Here is a 16,368-nt window from a genome sequence, read left to right as displayed (position 1 = left end):
GAAAGAAGGGGACAAAAATGCTGATCCAATACGAAGCAGGCAGCAGCCTGCTGCATCGCTGGGACCCGCTCGGAAAGCTGGCGGGACTCCTGTGTATCGCGGTTATGGCTATGCTGTGGAAGGGAACCGCCAGCCAGCTGCTGCTGCTCGGGCTGTGCATTGTGGCAGCCAGGTGGGGCGCCGGGATGTCGTGGCGGCGCATGTACCGCGGGGTGCGGTTGATTGCGGCGGTGGCGCTGCCTTATTTTCTGCTCACGGCTTTGACCGTGTCTGGGGAAACGGTATGGCTGACGTGGGGGCCGCTGCGGCTGACCGTGGAGGCAGTAGACCAGGCCGGGGAAATGAGCCTGCGAATGATCAGCCTGTTTCTGTCCTCTCTGACTTATATCGCTACAACAAATCCACAGGAGCTGGTGGCGGAGATGGTGCAGCGGCTGCGTATTCCTTATCGCTTTGCGTTTGGCATTTCCACGGCGTTAACCTTTCTTCCTATGCTGGAGGAGGAGGGGGAGATGATCCGGGCAGCCCAGCAAGTGCGGGGAGGGCGGCCGCCGAAGGGATTGAAGGGAAGACTGGCCTGGGGGGCAAGATTCATTGCTGCCGTGCTGTTGAACAGCCTGCGCAGAGTGCAGCAGACGGCGGGAGCGATGGAGTCTAAAGGCTTTACCGCTTATTCCCATAGGACCTTTCGGAACAAGAGCGTGATCCCATGGTGGAGCCTGCCATTATTCCTGCTCATGGCGGGTTTGACGATATGGACAGGCATCTACATGTAGATTGTTAACCGTTGTACAATAAAAATAGGTTGACGAATGCAGGGGGAAGGCGGCACAATGGGATTTATCAAGCCAACTGAATTGAAATGGGGGAACTGAACTTATGCAAGCATCCAGAAAATTTACGACTCAGGATATTGTCCTGATGGCCATGCTGGCCGCGGTCAATGGCGTGCTGACGATGTACCTGAGCCCGGTGAACAAGCTGCTGACAAGCCTGGGAGGACCGATTGCCACTTCTGTCACTACAGGGCTGTATATCGTGTATGGCCTGCTCGCCTATTACATTATCCGTAAGCCGGGAACAGCGGCCATTACCTTCATGATCGGCGGTACCATTCAGGCATTGACGGGACCGACTTACGGCATTCCGGCCTGTTTTACCGCGGCAGCCTGTTATGCGGTCGTTGCTGAGGGTCTCTTCGCCGCATTCCGTTACAAGAAATGGAGCACTGGCGTAATGATGCTGGCCGGCGGTGCGCTCGTGCCGCTGTGGTTCGTATTCGCGGCGCAGATGTTCGGATATACTGCCTGGCCTGCTGGCGTCCTGGCGGCGGCACTGGCCGTGCGCATTGTGAGCGGTGTCGTGCTGTGCGGCCTGCTGGCGAAGGTCATCGGCGATGCCGTGGAGAAGACCGGACTGCTCCGCCGGTTTGCACTGGGCATGAAGGGCTAGTGTCCGGATGAGGACAGCAGCGGTCGTGAAAGCTGTTCACAGTGAGCAGCTTTCTTACCGGTATGACGGTGAATCCTCCTATGCGTTGAAGGAGGTCAATCTTGAAATTCTCTGTGGCAGCTGGACGGCGATCATTGGCGCAAGCGGCAGCGGTAAATCAACCCTCTGTCAGCTGCTGAACGGCACGCTGCCGCGAAGCGGCGGCGGGCTGCGGGAGGGGAAGCTGGAAGTCATGGGGCTGGACCCTGCCGCAGCGGAGCTGGCGGAGATCATTCCGGCTGCGGGTGTGCTTTTTCAGGAGCATGAGGCACAGCTGGTGAGAGGGATCGTGGAGGACGAGGTCGCGTTCGGCCCGGAGAACCTCTGCCATCCGCCGGAGGAAGTGAACCGGCGGATAGATCTGGCTCTGGCGGCGGTCCAGCTGAGTGACCGCCGGCACGATGCCGTGCGCCGCTTGTCCGGAGGACAGCGGCAGCGTACGGCTATTGCTGCGGTGCTGTCTCTGCAGCCGCAGCTGCTCGTCTTCGACGACGCCTGCGCGAGTCTCGACGCCGCGGCGCAGGGAAGCTTCCTGCAGCTGTGCACCGCGCTGCAGGAAGAGGGCCGGACGGTGATCACCGCGTCCGGCCGCTTTGACGATGCCGCGCGCTCCGCGTCGCGCGTCATCGTCCTGAGCGGCGGCGGCGTCGTGCTCGACGGGCCGCCGGCAGAGCTGCTGCGCCGCTGCCATGGGCAGCTGGCGGAGCTGGGTCTGCTGCCTCGCCTGCCGCGTGAGGCAGCGGCGGCTGCGCCGCTGGGGCCCGCCCTGCTGGAGGTGAAGGGTCTAACCTTCACCTATCCCGGCGGCCGGCGGGCTCTGGCAGGCGCAGCCTTTACCCTGCGCAGGGGCGAATGGGCCCTGCTCACGGGAAAGAACGGCTCAGGCAAGACGACCCTGAGCCGCCTGCTCATGGGCCTTGCGCCCGCGCCGCGGGGCACGATCTCATATGAGGGCAGGGACCTGGCCGGACGGCCTGTCCATGAAACAGCTGCCCTGTTCGGATACGTGTTCCAGCAGCCGGAGCATATGTTCACCTCCCACAGTGTATGGGAGGAGCTGATCTACGGCCTGCATGGCGGCCTGCCGCCGGCACAGCGGCCGGAGCTGACGCCGCAGCAGCGCGAGCTGGCGGAGGAGCTGCTGGCCGAGGCGGGATTGACCGCCCGGCTGGAAGCCTCGCCATATCTCCTCAGCCGGGGTGAACGCCGCCTGCTGGCTGTCATATGCCAGCTGATTCTTCCCAAGGCGCTGTACATTCTGGACGAGCCGACGGCCGGGATGGACTACCGGGATATCAGCCGAATTGTGAAGCTGTGCCGGAGTGCCTGCCACCGCGGTGCAGCCGTGCTCCTGATTACGCATGACCCCGAGCTGCTGGCTGCTGAAGCCACGCTTTCCCTTCATTTGGATGGCGGGAGGCTAACCGCAGCACCCGCGCCGCAGACTCAGTTATAGCCCGCTCGCGTCAGCCTGTCTTATCTATTGCAGCGCCCCCGCTTCTCATAGGGGGCGCTGCTTTGCTGTATGCCGAAGTGCCGATGTGCCGATGTGCCTTCCAGCGGCCTGGAGGGTGCAACCCTGTCGTCGTTTTTTCGTATGTAACAGGGATCAAGATTAATTCATAATGCTTCCAATTAGATTGAACGCGAAAGGTGGGAAATACAAGCTATTATGAAGCCTATGGAAAATGAGAATGAAAAACCCTCACAAAGCAGGGCGAACACACGCCCGGTGCTGAGCGTAAATATCCAGGAAGCCGGCTATGAGCCCGGCAAGCTGCAAATCCAGGATATTGTCTTTAGCGTCGCACCTGGCGAGCTGCTGGGGCTGATCGGTCCCAATGGCGCCGGCAAAAGCACAACCATTAAAACCATGCTGGGCCTGCTGGAGCATGCCAAATCAGACATTTACATAGCGGGAGATCCGCCCCGATACGCCTATGTGCCGGAGCAGCCGATCTATTATGAGGATTTAACCCTGTGGGAGCATCTGGATCTGGCTGCTGCTGCCTTCGGCCTCCCTGAATCCCACTTTGAACGGAAGGGGAATGAGCTTCTGCAGCAGTTCGGCATGGATCATGTCAGGCATGATCTGCCGGGCGGCTTCTCCAAAGGCATGAAGCAGAAAATGATGCTTATGATCGGCTTTCTGTCCTCGCCCGAGGTTTATATCATTGACGAGCCGTTCATCGGTCTGGATCCCAGAGCGACAAAGGATTTCCTGGGGCTGCTGAATCAGGAACGGGAGCGGGGAGCAGGCATCTTAATGTGTACGCACGTGCTGGATACGGCAGAGCGAATCTGTGATTCCTTTATGATGCTCTCGAACGGGCGGATCGTATCGCGGGGAACCCTCCAAGACATTCGGCAGGCCGCTGGTCTGCCGGAGGGCTCGCTGTTTGACTGCTTTGATGCCATGACATGAGGAGAGGCCTATGAAGACACGTCCCGAAAATATTCCAAGCCCGGTCCCAGCTGCTCCCCGGATCCATCATCCCCGGCAGCTGTTTCGCCGCCGTCTACAGCATCACTTTCGTCAGCAGTGGTCAGCGATCAGTTCTGTCGTGGATAAGACCGTTCTGCTGTATCTAGTGCTGCTTGGTCTGCCGCTCGGCATCGGCCTGTACAGAGACTTGTGGAAGGTAACGCTGCCACCTGAGGTGGAGCAGATTCCTTCCCTGCCGGCAGCCATAATCCTGCTTGTCCTGTTCTCCAGAGGTGTATTACTGTTTGTGGATGCGGCAGATGCACTGTTTCTGCGGCAGCAGAACAGGTGGATGGAAGTGCTGAGAGGGCGCGGCCTGCTGTACAGCGTTCTGGCTGGAAACGTTCTGGCAGGCAGCATTACATGGCTGCTGCTCCCGCTCTGGTACAGAGTGTTTCATCTGGAAGGCTGGCAGCTGACGGGATGGGCCTTTCTGGCTTCGGGGATCGGCTGGAATGCCAGCCTGCTGACCCACACCGTTAAGGCGAAGTATGCCGGGCTCCGCAAGTATACTCTTGCCGCAGGCCTGCGGCTGTCGTCACTTGGGATCTATATAGCTCTGCTGTCCTTGATGGGCAGGCATATCCCGGCTCTCTTCATGGCAGGTGCTGTATTTCTGGGGCTTTCCTTTTGGCTCATGCGTACAAAAGCCCGGGATCCACACACGTTTACAAATGATGTCAAAATGGATGCCCGCAGCCGCGTGAAGCTGACCGACCTGCTGGTGACGCAGGCGCTCGGCAGGCTGCCCAAGGTGCGGAGCAAGACGTGGCTGTTTCGCCGCTCGCGCCGGCTGTACCGCAGTCCAGCGCCCGACAAGCGCTTTGCTTCCGCCGGGGTCAAGGCGTTCCTGCGGCAGCAGGAGAGCCTGCTGCTCTATCTGCAGATGACGTCGGTTGGTGTCCCTGCCGTGCTGGTTCCGCCTCTGTTTGTTAAACTGATCGTTTACGTGCTCATCATGCTCATCATCACCTATGTGCTGGTGCTAAAATGGAAGGGCTTCTCGGAGTCCAGCCTCGCCAAGGTGCTGCCATTTACGACGCAGCAGGAAATGCAGGCCGGCACGCTCGCTGTCCAAACCCTGCTGCTGCTGCCATGCCTGCTGCTTTCGCTGGTGCTGGGCCTGTCGCTGGCGCCGGGCTGGCTCGGCCTGCTGATCGCAGCAACGGCAGGGACAGCTGTAACCCTGCTGCTCCCGCACTTCATGATGAGGCCTTCACTGGGTCGAAGAGGGTAGCGGCCGACAGCCTTAAAGCCTGCCAAGTCAAGACCCCTCGGCAGACTCCGGGCAGGTTCGCGCATCAGCCGCCCGCTGCAGCTCAAGCCCCATGCGTCCTTCGGCCGCGCTTACCCCCGCGCTCCCTCGGCAGCATGCTTGCCTGCCGTGTAGCCGGTGGAGAAGGCGGCTGTAATGTTATAGCCGCCGGTGTAGCCGTGGACATCCAGAATCTCGCCGCAGAAGAAGAGGCCCGGCATGAGCTTGGATTCCATCGTCTTCGGCTGCACCTCCTTCAGGCTGATTCCGCCCCCGGTCACGAAGGCTTCCTTCAGCGAGCGGGTGCCGCAAGCGCGGAAGCTGCACTTCTTCAGCACGGCAGCCAGGGCAGTGACAGCCGCCCGGGAGACGACATTTGCCGCCGTATCGCCGTCCAGCCCGGCCTGGCTGAGCAGCAGCGGAATGATCCGCTCCGGAAGCCATCCCTTCAGTACATTTTTCACAGCCTTCTTCGGCTCTTGGGAAAGACGGGAACGAATCTCCTCCTCGGCGCCGCCAAGCGAAAGGTCTGGAAGCAGATCGACAGCCATCTCGACATTAACCGTGTCAAACTTCTTCTGCACCTGGCGAATAAACTGGCTGCAGCGCAGCGCAATAGGTCCCGAGATCCCGAAGTGCGTAAACAGCATATCGCCCCGATGCGCAATGACCTTCTTGCCTTTGGGGTTCCAGACCGACAGCTCAACATCCCGAAGCGACAGCCCTTGCAGCTCCTTGGAAGCAATAAACGGCTCTGTCGATACAATAGGCACCTCAGTAGGGTACAGCTCTGTAATGGTGTGCCCTGCTGCGGCTGCCCAAGGGTAGCCGTCTCCGGTCGAGCCGGTCTGCGGCACAGATTGCCCGCCTGTGGCAAGAATGACGGCTTGGCTGCGGAAGGTCTTTCCGTTCTTCAGCTGGATGCCGGCCGCCTGATTTCCTTCATATAATATACGCTCTACGGGACTGTTGGTCAGCACCTCGGTGCCGAGCTCTCTCACCTTGCCGACGAGGGCGTTCACCACGCTGGAGGCTTTATCGGTGACAGGAAACATCCGGCCGTGATCCTCCTCCTTCAGCCGAATTCCCAGACCCTCAAAAAAACGCATAATATCCCGGTTATTCCAATGCTGAAACGAGCTGTACAGAAATCGTCCGTTTCCCGGAATGTGAGCGATCAGCTCGTCCGGCTCCTTGGCATTAGTAACATTGCAGCGGCCGCCGCCTGATATTCCCAGCTTGCGTCCCAGCTTGTCTCCTTTATCAACCAGCAGAACTGAGGCGCCCTGTTCGCCGGCGGCGACACAGGCCATCAGGCCGGAGGGACCTCCGCCGACCACAATGACATCGTAATGCAGCATGTTCATGTATCTCCTTTATAAGCAGGCCTATGGACCTGATCCATCTTCATTATGGATTGACTTGTAAGACTTGCAATATGTGATGCTTAACCCGTTTATTATACCACTTTGTCTGTGTAACCCAAGCGGCTTGCCTGTATTTTTTGCACTCTTTATGCTTACTCTTTACCAAGGATCGGACAATGGGGTGACTGCGGATAATCTTTTCCTGCCCTAGCCATAATAAGGTCGAGATCTCACGGTAAAGGAGGCTATCACAGATATGAGCAAAAATGATTCGAAGCAGCAGCAGCTCCAGAAGCAGGAGAACAAGCACCGCCAGGGCTCACCGGCTCCGGACAAGAAGCTGGACGGCGTGAACAAGCCCTCTACTTAGGCGGGAGTGAGAGGAAGCGGATTCCACAGACCTGGGGTCCGCTTTTTCTGCAGGTCTGCGTACATATCTTGCTTTCAGTTCATCGGTTTGTATAATATAAGTTAGCGGTTATTCCGTATTCATGAAGAATAAACTTGTTTATATAAGGAGTGGAAGCACGATGGGTATGTCTTTTGACCGATATATGCGTGATATGGTTCAGCCAATGCGCGATGAGCTTACAAGCCTGGGCATCCAGGAGCTGACAACAGCAGAGGAAGTAGAAGCGAAGCTTCCGGGAGCAGCGGGAACGGCACTTGTCGTCGTAAACTCGGTGTGCGGCTGTGCCGCAGGCCAGGCTCGTCCGGGTGTAGCCCGTGCGCTGGAGAACAGCGTCAAGCCGGATCACCTGTTCACCGTCTTTGCGGGACAGGACAAGGAAGCAACGGCGAAAGCCCGGGAATATTTTGCACCTTATCCGCCATCATCTCCATCCATCGCCCTGCTGAAAGACGGGGAGCTGGTTCATTTTATCGAACGCCATCAGGTTGAGAATCGTTCCGCCGAGGAAATTGCGGCAGATCTCGCGGATGCGTTTGACCGTTACTGCCGTTAATGCTCTAATGTCAGTAATTTCAGACCCCGTAGCATTCGGAACCACCGAGGCCCCGGGGTCTTTTTAATCACAAGGTTCTTGACATGAACCGGACACTGCGGTGTTAATTATGAAGGGAGCGAGCAAGCATGAGCCTGCAGGAACAGATTATTGCTGAGCTGGGCGTCAAGCCGGAGATCAATGCAGAGCAGGAAGTCAGACGGCGTGTAGATTTTTTGAAATCGTATGTGAAGGATTCGGGCACCTCGGGACTATTGATCGCGATTAGCGGGGGGCTGGACAGTGCGGTAGCGACCGGACTGTGCAAGCGGGCAACGGATGAGCTGACGGAGGAGCTGGGCCGGGAATTCAAGACGCTCGGCGTCTTCCAGCCCTATGGGCAGCAGCCGGATATTGAGCACAGCTACGAGACCGCCAAAGCCTTTCAGCTGAAATACACGATGGAGACGAACGTAGAGGATGCTGTGAACGAGGTGGCCCTGGAGGTTGAGCACGGGATGAAAAATATCGGTGTGCACCAGCATATGAGCATTCCGGGCAAGGGTAATGTCAAGGCCCGGATGCGGATGGTCATTCAGTATGCGATTGCCTTCGAGCAGAATCTGCTCGTGGTCGGTACCGACCATGCTTCCGAGGCGATTACCGGCTTCTACACGAAATGGGGAGACGGTGCCGTGGACATTACTCCGCTCAGCACCTTAAACAAGCGTCAGGTCCGCCAGATCGGCTCGTACCTGGGTGTTCCGCAGGCCGTGCTGGACAAGGCTCCGACTGCCGGGCTGTGGGAAGGACAGACCGATGAGAAGGAGCTTGGCATCAAGTATGATGACAACAGCGACTATCTGGAGGGCAAGGAAGTGGCGCCAGAGGTCCGGGAGAAGCTGGAAAGCTACTATCGCCGAACCGCGCACAAGCGCAATGCGATTCCCGGGATCTAATGAATGAAGTCTCAGATGCACCTGCCTGAGAGCGGAATAAGAGCCTGATTAGGCTAAAGCAGCCAGTGCGCGCCGGTTTCATAGGTGCGCGCTGGTTTTTTTGATACAATAGATGGGGTTGTAGACTTTAGGGAAGCGCTAAAAGGGGCTGGCGATCATAATATATGGAATCGGGCATGACGTGCTGGAAATCAGCCGCGTGAGTCTCCTGCTGGAAGGGCGTCACGGCGAACGATTTGTGGAGCGCGTATTAACACCGGCAGAGCGAAGGCTTGCAGCAGACAAGGGGAAACGCCGGGCTGAGTTCATCGCGGGGCGCTTTGCGGCGAAGGAAGCGATCAGCAAGGCTTTCGGCTGTGGAATCGGCCATACGATCGGATTTCTGGATATGGAAATTGTGCCGGATAACGCCGGGCGGCCGGTGGCAGCCATTAGCCGGGAATGCTGGGCAAGGCTTGGCATTACGGAGCCGGAGAGCTATAACACTCACATTACGATTACTCATCAGAGCGAGCTTGCCTCTGCTTTTGCCGTGATTGAGCGAAAGGAATGAAACAGGTCATGGACCCATTACAACAGCAACGTTATTTCAGCCAGGAGCTCCTGGACTGGTATGTCGTCATCAAGCGGGACTTGCCGTGGAGAAGGCACAGCAATCCTTATTTCATCTGGATCTCCGAAATTATGCTGCAGCAGACGCGGGTGGATACGGTCATTCCGTATTTCAATCGTTTTATCGAGAAGTTCCCTACCGTGGAGGCTTTGGCGGATGCGCCGGAGGATGAAGTGCTGAAATGCTGGGAGGGCCTCGGATATTACTCCAGAGCGCGGAACCTGCAGTATGCTGCACGCCAGATTCGGGATCAGTACGGCGGCATCATGCCGAGCGGCAAGGAAGAGGTGGCATCGCTGAAGGGGGTCGGTCCCTATACGGCGGGGGCGATTCGCAGCATCGCTTTTAATGTGCCTGCACCTGCGGTGGATGGCAATGTCATGCGTGTGCTGTCCCGTTACTTCCTGATCGAGGAGGATATTATGAAGACCGGCACGCGGAAGCTGATGGAGGAGTTGGTGCTGCAGCTCATTCCGGAAGGACGCGCCTCGGACTTCAACCAGGGTCTTATGGAGCTTGGAGCCTTGGTGTGTACGCCGAAATCGCCCAAATGCTTGACCTGTCCCGTGATGGTGCACTGCCGCGGGCGGATCGAAGGCATGGAGGACAAGCTCCCCGTCAAGGCCAAGGCCAAGCCTCCCCGCCAGGAATATCGGCTGACTGCCATCATTGAGGGCAGCGGAGTCGAGAGCGGCAAGGTGCTGATCCGCAAGCGCCCATCAACGGGTCTGCTTGCCGGTATGTGGGAGCTGCCTCATATTTCGGAGGTTCCGCCTGATGGTGATGCGGCTCGGCATGTCATGCTCCCGGATGCGGCGGCGGCCAAAAAGCTCGCGGAGGAGCTTGGCAGAGAGCGGCTTCCCGTCGTCCCCGGAGAGCATGTTATGGCTGCAGAGCACACCTTTAGCCACATTCACTGGAATATGCGGGTATATACCTGCTCCTGGTCACCGGCAGTGCCGGCAATGGCCGCTGAGAGCGCGGCGGCGTATGACGCTTCTCCTTCCATCCCGGAAGCGGGCTCCTCGCCAGGTCCCCTGTATCAGTGGATTACCGCAGACGATATGGAACGCTATGCGTTTCCCAACGTTTTTTTGCGCATATTGAACGCTTATTTTGCAAATATTTAACGTCTGCTTAATTCATAAAGTTATTTCAGATAACATTACCCTGTTAATCTTTAATGTAGTAAAGCATTGGAATGGGTAGAGACGATGAGAAAACCCGAGCACATGCTTCCTCGAGGAGGGAGACTTGTGTCCGGGTTTTTTTGCTGTGCTGAGGCTGCGCTTACATACAATTTACACTCTGTTTATCTTCTCCTGAAGCTCCCGTTTTAAGCTGGATAGAGTCTAAAGGGGGAGATCCACATAGAACATTCTGAACGCGAACGTGTTAAATTCCCGATTATCGCTTCGATCACTTCCATTGATCAAATCGAGGCGGCGGTGAACAGCAGTGTAGAGCGTGTTATTCTGATGGCCGGCGATATTATGAATCTATCCTCCATTGTCAAGAGCCTGCACGACAGCGGCAAAAAGGTGTTCGTGCATCTGGAAATGGTCGGCGGACTCGGTAGAGATCATTCAGCCGTGCAGTACATTGCGGAACGGTTTGGTGTTGACGGCATTGTAACGACGAAGACGAATGCCGTGAACGCGGCGCGTCAAGCCGGTATTTTGTCCATACAGCGTGTATTTGCCATTGATTCGCCGGCGCTGGAGACGGCGGTCAAGATGATCCGTCAGGCGCGTCCTGATGAGGTAGAGCTGATGCCGGGCCTGATGCCGAGAGTCATCCAGGAAATGAAGCAGAGGATTGAGCAGCCTCTCATTGTCGGCGGACTGATCCGAACCGAAGAGGAAATCAAGCAGGCGCTTGCGAGTGGAGCTAATCATCTGTCGATCGGCTCCGTTGAACATTGGTAATAAAGATACCGCCGTTCTGAGAATCCTGTTTCTATCCGTTCATTATGCCAAAAAAGCCGTCCCGCTGCAGCTGCAGCGGGACGGCTTGAAGTGCTGGGCAGGCGATATTACTTCGCGCTGTCGTAGCGTTTGCCGACTTCTTCCCAGTTCACAACGTTCCAGAAAGCGGAGATGTAATCCGGGCGTTTGTTTTGGTATTTCAGGTAGTAGGCATGCTCCCATACGTCCAGGCCGAGAAGAGGCGTTTGGCCTTCCATGATCGGGCTGTCCTGGTTCGGCGTGCTGGTTACAGCCAGCTTGCCATTGTTCAGCACGAGCCAAGCCCAGCCGCTGCCGAAGCGCGTGGTTGCTGCTTTAGCGAAATCTTCTTTGAATTTATCGAAGCCGCCCAGCTCGCTCTCGATCGCGTCAGCCAGTGCACCGGTAGGAGCGCCGCCGCCGTTAGGTCCGATGACTTCCCAGAACAGGGAGTGGTTTGCATGGCCGCCGCCATTGTTGCGAACGGCTGTACGGATATTTTCTGGAACGGCATCCAGGTTTGCAATGAGATCCTCCAGGGACTTCTCTTGAAGCTCAGGAGCGTTCTCCAGCGCTGCATTCAGGTTCGTTACATAGGTGTTATGGTGACGGTCGTGGTGGATCTCCATCGTTTGTGCATCGATGTGAGGCTCCAGCGCGTTGTTTGCATAAGGCAGAGATGGTAATTGAAATGCCATAGTGAAAAAAACCTCCTGTAATATGTTTTTTTATGAGTAAAGGGCTGCTCCCGTAACGGGAGAACCATTTATCACACGGTGAATCCATATATGTAATTGTCCATTCCTCCATATTTTAAACCTTTCTGATGGATTAAATCAACTTTTGAGTCCGAAAACGCTGCGCCATTTTGCGCTGCTGCTCTCGTTACTGCTTTTTTTCGAAAACAAGTATGTTTGGACAATGTAAAGACAAGCTGGCGTTTATTTTAATTAAATTCTGATCAACTTGCTGGATTAAAGGAGACCGGAATAATATGCTTGAAATGTAATCGCTTTATATGAAGCGCTTACAGAAGAAAAACCGTGAATTTGAAAGAATTATGTGGTTTAATGGACAAGAAAGCGGGTTTTTCGCCATTTTTGTAGTCATCATTATTGTTAGGTTTGCATCAACGGAATACTATAATATTGTAAAATGCAATATTGTAAACCGCGTAAACCGTACCATGCTAACGAAAAGGGAGATTTTGAAATGCATATTCGTTCCTTTCAATTAAGTGACTGTAACCGGGTTATTGAGCTGCTGCAGGTTGCACTGTCCGAAGAATGCTACGAAAACACAATGGAGCCATTTTCAAGACAGCTCGCCTGGGATTCCGACCTCATTATGGTCGCGGAAGAAGATGGAATGCTCGTCGGTGCGTTGATCGGTACGATCGAGCGCAATCACGGGTGCTACTACCGGATCGCAATTCATCCGGATTACCGCCGAAAGGGAATCGGCAAAGCGCTTGTATCTTCAATGGAGCAGCGTTTTCAATCACGCAAGGTCAGCCGCATCCTTGTGGCTGGAGATGAGCATAACGCCGCCGCCATGCCTCTTTACGAAGCGATGGGATACGGAGCGAATAAAATTTTGACTGCATTTCAGAAGCTGAGCATCGTAGCCCAGCCGTGAAGGTCAAGATCGCATTTTGATATGGAGCATATCCCGGGTCGTTGCAAATGGACCTGAGATATGCTTTTCTATTAGTATGCCGGATGAGGCCAGGTATCGCGGCCAGGCTATTCTCGAGTAAAGAAGGTGTACAATGGAACAGACGGTACCCCCGGGTTCCTCCGGAAATAATGATGCGCCTAAAGGCAAGAAGGAAGCCAGCTTTGCAGCCGAGCTGTGGGACTGGATCAAGACCATTGCCATTGCCTTTGCCATCATGCTGCTGCTGAATATGTTTGTTTTTAACCTGTCGATGGTAAAGGGCGAATCGATGGAGCCGACGCTGACGGCCTCGGAGCGCCTGTTTATTAATAAGATTGGATACCGCTTCGGCGACCCCCGCCACGGGGATGTCATTGTGTTAAAGGATCCCAGTGACGGTCCGGACAAGAAGGAGTTTCTCGTGAAGCGGATCGTCGGAGTGCCTGGCGATACAGTGGAGGTCAAGGGCCACATTCTGTACGTGAATGGCAAAGCCCAGAAGGAAGAGTATACAGATGTTCCGATCGAGGACCCGGATTACGGACCGGTTACCGTGGAAGAAGGACATTATTTCGTGATGGGAGACAACCGTCATTTTCAAAAATCCAAAGACAGCCGCAAATTCGGCACGGTGGAACGGTCGGAAATTGTAGGCAAGGCCGAATTTATTTTCTGGCCGCTGTCGGAGATTAAAGGGCTGTAGCTCCAGCAGGAGTCAAACAGCCTGCCATAAGGAGGCGTGGAGATGCATTCCGCACATGGGGCTTATGCCCCGGCGCCTTCCGTCTGGGAGGCGCTAAAGCAAGAGATCAAGCTGGCTGCGCCAGATATGGGCATTGATGACATCGGATTCGCATCAGCGGATCCATTTGTGTCCCTGCGGGGAATTCTGCAGCGTCATCGGGAGCTGGGCTATGAATCCGGCTTCGAGGAACCGGACCTGGACAAGCGCGTTACGCCTGCCTTGCCGGGCACCCAGCCAGCATCGCTCATTGCGATTGCGGTAGCCTATCCCGCCAAGATGAGCAATCCGCCGAAATCCCAGCCGGGGCAGTACCGGGGCATCATGGCCCGCTCGGCCTGGGGCAGGGATTATCATCAGGTTCTGCGGGATGCCATGCAGCGGCTGGAGGCGTTCATTCGGGAAAGAGTGCCGGAGGCCGTGCTGGAGAGCATGGTGGATACCGGAGCTTTATCAGACCGCGCCGTGGCTGAACGAGCCGGCATCGGCTTTAGCGCCAAGAATTGCGCTATTATTTCTCCAAAGTTCGGCTCCTGGATTTATCTAGGTGAAATGGTCACGAATTTGCCGTTTCCCCCGGATCAGCCGGTCACCGAGGACTGCGGGGAATGTACAAGGTGCATTGATGCTTGTCCGACAGATGCCTTGGTCGGTCCGGGAGTGCTTAATGCTCAGCGGTGCGTTTCTTTTCTGACGCAGACTAAAGGATTTCTGAGCGATGAATATATGCGCAAGATCGGCAATCGCCTTTACGGGTGCGATACATGTCAGATTGTATGTCCCAAGAACAAGGGACTGAACTGGACGCATCATGCGGAGCTGCAGCCGGATCCCGACAAGGCGAAGCCGCTGCTGCTTCCGCTGCTCGATATGAGCAACCGGGAATTTAAGGAGGCCTTTGGCGACACCTCGGCGGCCTGGAGAGGGCGTAAGCCGATCCAGCGTAACGCCGTGATCGCCTTAGGTAATTTCAAAGATGCATCTGCAGTGCCGAAGCTGAGCGAAGTGCTGCTGAAGGATCCGAGGCCGGAGCTGCGGGGAACTGCTGCTTGGGCTCTGGGCCGCATTGGAGGCGAGGAAGCGTTGAACAACTTGAATAAAGGCATGAAATCCGAGCAGGATGAACAGGTTCGGAGCATGCTGCAGCAGGCGCTGCAGCAGCTGACTCCGGAAGAAGCCGCTGCAGGCTCCTCTGCGCCAGCGGAGGTGGACGGTGGAGAGCGCACAGCCGGTCAGCCCGCAGCAGTCGGCGAGCCGATGGGAACACCGGTTATACCGGCAGAGGTGCTTTATTACGATGAGGTCCAGACGCCGATTGGCACATTAACGCTTGTTGCATCGCCTGCGGGGATTTGCCTGGTGGAGTTTGGTCCCTTTACGGTGAAGGAGGCAGTGCTTCAGCAATGGTCGCGGACCTGGGCCGGCGGAGCGGGCTATGAGCGCAGCGAAGAGAAGCTTAGCTCCGCAGTATCCCAGCTGGAGCAATATTTCCGCGGGGAGCTGAAGGAGTTTACCCTTCCGCTGGATCTGCGCGGCACGCCGTTTCAGGTGCAGGTGTGGACCGCATTGAACGATATCGCCCATGGCACGGTCCAGTCCTACAGGGAGGTCGCCGAAGCGATCGGAAGGCCGAAGGCTGTTCGAGCGGTCGGCGGCGCTAATAATAAGAATCCTGTGCCGATCATTGTTCCCTGCCACCGCGTCATCGGTACAGATGGAGCACTGGTTGGCTACGGCGGGGGCGTGGAGATCAAGCGTGCTCTGCTCCAGCTGGAGGATGCACTGCCTGCAAGGCGGGGCTCAGAGGCCTGATCCCGGGGTCGCTTGGAGGAGAAATGACACGTTTTTTTCATTTGCTGTCCCTGATGGGACATGCTATGATAGGTTTCGTAATATGCCATGAATATGGTGAATATTGTGAACAAAAGGTGGTCAAGTCATGAATATTGTCATTCCGATCATTACATTGATCGTGGGTCTGGTAGGAGGCTTTTTCATCGGTGCTTACTATCTCCGCAAGCAACTGGAGAAGATGCAGAGCAACCCCGAGATGCTGCAGAAGATGGCGAAGCAAATGGGCTATAACTTGAACGGCAAGCAGATGCAGCGCGCTCAGCAAATGATGAAGAACCAGCAGCTCCCAGGCAAGGCTCCGGGCCAGTCCCGCAAACGCAAATAAACGGTCTTTAAATAGAAATAACAATCCATGCTGAACAGGCATCAGGAAAGAGGGGTATACCATGGCTGGCGTGAAGGATTATATGAATCATCATGTAGCAGAGCATCGGGAGAAGATTGAGTATCATGTCCAGCAGATCCTGAAGTTGATCGGTGAGGATACCGAACGGGAAGGATTGCTGGATACGCCCGCCCGTGTCACTCGGATGTACGAGGAGATATTTGCAGGCTATGAGGTCGATCCCCGTGATGTGCTGGGCGTTACGTTTGATGAGCAGCACGAGGAGCTTGTCATCGTCAAGGATATTGTGTACTACAGCCAGTGTGAGCATCACATGGCGCCGTTCTTCGGCAAGGTCCACATCGGTTATGTACCGAGCGGCAAGATTGCCGGCCTGAGCAAGCTGGCTCGTCTGGTGGAGGCTGTCACGCGCCGCCTGCAGGTTCAGGAGCGGATTACTAGCCAGATCGCCGATATTATGGTTGAGGTGCTGAAGCCGCAAGGGGTCATGGTTGTTGTGGAAGGTGAGCATCTGTGCATGTGCTCCCGCGGCGTGAAGAAGCCGGGCAGCAAGACCATCACCTCCGGCGTGCGGGGCACGTTCCAGAACGATGCTGCACAGCGTGCAGAGTTTATGTCTTTAATCAGGAATTAAGATTGTATGAAGGGTGTTCCTTTCGCTGCTGCGAGAGGTAACACCCTTTTTTTTAATGGCTGGCTTCTCAAGC

General features: G+C 56.0%; 17 protein-coding genes. 15 read left to right on the top strand and 2 right to left on the bottom strand.

What is annotated here, in order from left to right; genetic code table 11:
* Nucleotides 1-17 precede the first annotated feature (17 nt).
* From JJQ72_RS15140 to JJQ72_RS15120, 5 genes are all read left to right on the top strand, one after another.
* Nucleotides 18-776, top strand: coding sequence for an energy-coupling factor transporter transmembrane component T family protein (locus JJQ72_RS15140; RefSeq protein ID WP_208204191.1), 759 nt, complete (start codon nucleotides 18-20; stop codon nucleotides 774-776).
* Nucleotides 777-879: 103 nt separating this feature from the next.
* Nucleotides 880-1,452: an ECF transporter S component gene (locus tag JJQ72_RS15135; RefSeq protein ID WP_208204190.1), complete on the top strand. Its 573-nt coding sequence runs from the start codon at nucleotides 880-882 to the stop codon at nucleotides 1,450-1,452.
* Nucleotides 1,453-1,477: 25 nt separating this feature from the next.
* Nucleotides 1,478-2,947, top strand: a complete 1,470-nt coding sequence (locus JJQ72_RS15130; RefSeq protein ID WP_347880763.1) for an ABC transporter ATP-binding protein — start codon at nucleotides 1,478-1,480, stop codon at nucleotides 2,945-2,947.
* A gap of 225 nt (nucleotides 2,948-3,172) precedes the next feature.
* Complete coding sequence (locus tag JJQ72_RS15125; protein WP_138224459.1) at nucleotides 3,173-3,916, top strand: ABC transporter ATP-binding protein; 744 nt, start codon at nucleotides 3,173-3,175, stop codon at nucleotides 3,914-3,916.
* Nucleotides 3,917-3,926: 10 nt separating this feature from the next.
* On the top strand, nucleotides 3,927-5,213 hold the full coding sequence (locus JJQ72_RS15120; RefSeq protein ID WP_208204188.1) for an ABC transporter permease: 1,287 nt from the start codon (nucleotides 3,927-3,929) through the stop codon (nucleotides 5,211-5,213).
* 110 nt (nucleotides 5,214-5,323) lie between these two features.
* On the opposite strand, the gene JJQ72_RS15115 is transcribed toward JJQ72_RS15120, so the two are convergent.
* On the bottom strand, nucleotides 5,324-6,592 hold the full coding sequence (locus JJQ72_RS15115; RefSeq protein WP_208204187.1) for a BaiN/RdsA family NAD(P)/FAD-dependent oxidoreductase: 1,269 nt from the start codon (nucleotides 6,590-6,592) through the stop codon (nucleotides 5,324-5,326).
* A gap of 536 nt (nucleotides 6,593-7,128) precedes the next feature.
* Between JJQ72_RS15115 and JJQ72_RS15110 the strand changes: the two genes are divergently transcribed.
* The 5 genes from JJQ72_RS15110 to JJQ72_RS15090 all read left to right on the top strand — a co-directional run bounded on the left by JJQ72_RS15110 (nucleotide 7,129) and on the right by JJQ72_RS15090 (nucleotide 11,042).
* Entirely contained in the window at nucleotides 7,129-7,563 is a 435-nt protein-coding gene (locus tag JJQ72_RS15110; protein WP_138224464.1) for a BrxA/BrxB family bacilliredoxin, read from the top strand.
* A 128-nt stretch (nucleotides 7,564-7,691) separates the two neighbouring features.
* Nucleotides 7,692-8,501 (top strand): ammonia-dependent NAD(+) synthetase, encoded by an 810-nt coding sequence (gene nadE / locus JJQ72_RS15105; RefSeq protein ID WP_138224466.1) that lies wholly within the window; start codon nucleotides 7,692-7,694, stop codon nucleotides 8,499-8,501.
* A gap of 157 nt (nucleotides 8,502-8,658) precedes the next feature.
* Complete coding sequence (gene acpS / locus JJQ72_RS15100) at nucleotides 8,659-9,054, top strand: holo-ACP synthase (RefSeq protein ID WP_138224468.1); 396 nt, start codon at nucleotides 8,659-8,661, stop codon at nucleotides 9,052-9,054.
* A gap of 8 nt (nucleotides 9,055-9,062) precedes the next feature.
* Complete coding sequence (gene mutY / locus JJQ72_RS15095; protein WP_138224470.1) at nucleotides 9,063-10,244, top strand: A/G-specific adenine glycosylase; 1,182 nt, start codon at nucleotides 9,063-9,065, stop codon at nucleotides 10,242-10,244.
* Between the two features lie 234 nt (nucleotides 10,245-10,478).
* The gene (locus JJQ72_RS15090) at nucleotides 10,479-11,042 is read left to right on the top strand and encodes a glycerol-3-phosphate responsive antiterminator (RefSeq protein ID WP_347880765.1); all 564 of its coding nucleotides are present in this window, start codon (nucleotides 10,479-10,481) and stop codon (nucleotides 11,040-11,042) included.
* Nucleotides 11,043-11,149: 107 nt separating this feature from the next.
* Here the strand turns inward: JJQ72_RS15090 and JJQ72_RS15085 are convergent, their stop codons facing one another.
* Nucleotides 11,150-11,758, bottom strand: a complete 609-nt coding sequence (locus tag JJQ72_RS15085; RefSeq protein ID WP_138224475.1) for a superoxide dismutase — start codon at nucleotides 11,756-11,758, stop codon at nucleotides 11,150-11,152.
* A gap of 514 nt (nucleotides 11,759-12,272) precedes the next feature.
* Between JJQ72_RS15085 and JJQ72_RS15080 the strand changes: the two genes are divergently transcribed.
* The 5 genes from JJQ72_RS15080 (at nucleotide 12,273) to folE (ending at nucleotide 16,295) form a co-directional block, all read left to right on the top strand.
* Nucleotides 12,273-12,698: a GNAT family N-acetyltransferase gene (locus JJQ72_RS15080; RefSeq protein ID WP_208204186.1), complete on the top strand. Its 426-nt coding sequence runs from the start codon at nucleotides 12,273-12,275 to the stop codon at nucleotides 12,696-12,698.
* Between the two features lie 133 nt (nucleotides 12,699-12,831).
* The gene (gene lepB / locus JJQ72_RS15075; protein ID WP_138224478.1) at nucleotides 12,832-13,422 is read left to right on the top strand and encodes a signal peptidase I; all 591 of its coding nucleotides are present in this window, start codon (nucleotides 12,832-12,834) and stop codon (nucleotides 13,420-13,422) included.
* Between the two features lie 42 nt (nucleotides 13,423-13,464).
* Entirely contained in the window at nucleotides 13,465-15,273 is a 1,809-nt protein-coding gene (queG, locus tag JJQ72_RS15070; protein WP_138224480.1) for a tRNA epoxyqueuosine(34) reductase QueG, read from the top strand.
* 127 nt (nucleotides 15,274-15,400) lie between these two features.
* A complete protein-coding gene (locus JJQ72_RS15065; RefSeq protein ID WP_138224482.1) occupies nucleotides 15,401-15,640 on the top strand; it encodes a YneF family protein in 240 nt (79 codons plus the stop codon).
* A 61-nt stretch (nucleotides 15,641-15,701) separates the two neighbouring features.
* Nucleotides 15,702-16,295, top strand: a complete 594-nt coding sequence (gene folE / locus JJQ72_RS15060; RefSeq protein ID WP_208204185.1) for a GTP cyclohydrolase I FolE — start codon at nucleotides 15,702-15,704, stop codon at nucleotides 16,293-16,295.
* The last annotated feature ends 73 nt before the right edge of the window (nucleotides 16,296-16,368 follow it).

The sequence above is a fragment of the Paenibacillus sp. F411 genome (assembly GCF_017582705.1).
GTDB lineage: Bacteria > Bacillota > Bacilli > Paenibacillales > Paenibacillaceae > Paenibacillus_AQ > Paenibacillus_AQ algicola.
The sequence above is the reverse complement of the archived record's forward strand: the minus strand, read 5'-3'. Positions and strand labels throughout refer to the sequence as shown.